Genomic DNA, 854 nt, shown 5'->3' with positions numbered 1-854 from the left:
GACGCGGCCCCGGGCGCCGGGCCCGACGCGGGGACGGACCCGGGCACCGGCCCCGACGCGGACCCCGGCACCGATACCGGCACCGGCACACCGGGCGGCCCGGGCACTCCCACCTCCCCGCCCCCGCCGCCGGACACGGCGCCCGCCGCACCGGCGGTGAAGGACATCGCCGTCTCGGAGTTCCGGCAGACCGGTGCCACCACCGCCACGACCACCGTCACGGTGGTGACGGACGGGACCGGCCCGGTGTCGGTCTCCCTCAGCTGGCTCACGGGTGACGTCTCCGGCCGGCCGTCCGCCCAGGACGGGGCCACGCAGGTGATCCGGCGCAGCGGCGCCACCCGGTACACCGTGACCGCCGAGCACTCCTTCGCCACCCTCGGCTGCTACTGGACGGTGCGCGCGGCCACCTCGCCGGCGTCGGCGGACGGGGGCGCGTCGCAGCAGCTCCTCACCCGGCGGTGCGACCTGCGATGACCTCGGCGAACGACCCCGCCTCCCGGCCCGGCGACCCGCCCGGCGAGGACGACGACTACAGAGCCACCGTGCTGGCCAGCCACTGGATCCAGCGGCCCGGACCGGAGACGGCGACGCGCCGCGAGCGGACCGACGACCAGGGCCCCGGCCGGGACGGGACGACCCCGGACGCGGCCACGCCGCGGGCGGCGGACACCCGCCGCGAGGACCCTCCGGCGGGCGCGTCACCGGAACCACCGCCCCCCGTTCTGCCCGACCGGGTGGAGGGGACCGTGCTGCGCTTCGGCCCGGGTGTCGCGGGCGCGCTGGCGCACCGCTCGTACGGGGCGTCCCTCGTCCCGGCGCCGCCCGCACCGTCCGCGCCGCCGGTGCGGCGG

Annotated in this window: 2 pseudogenes; both read left to right on the top strand. The window is 79.5% G+C overall.

Annotation, left to right across the window (positions count from 1 at the left end):
• A pseudogene (locus G3I53_RS19175) lies at nt 1–477 on the top strand (serine/threonine protein kinase); the annotation flags it as partial.
• Nucleotides 474–854, top strand: a pseudogene (locus G3I53_RS19170) (hypothetical protein); the annotation flags it as partial. The pseudogenes G3I53_RS19175 and G3I53_RS19170, both read left to right, overlap by 4 nt.

The sequence above is a fragment of the Streptomyces sp. SID14436 genome (assembly GCF_010548465.1).
Lineage (GTDB): Bacteria > Actinomycetota > Actinomycetes > Streptomycetales > Streptomycetaceae > Streptomyces.
Note: the sequence above shows the minus strand (reverse complement) of the source record. Positions and strands in the feature narration are given on the sequence as shown.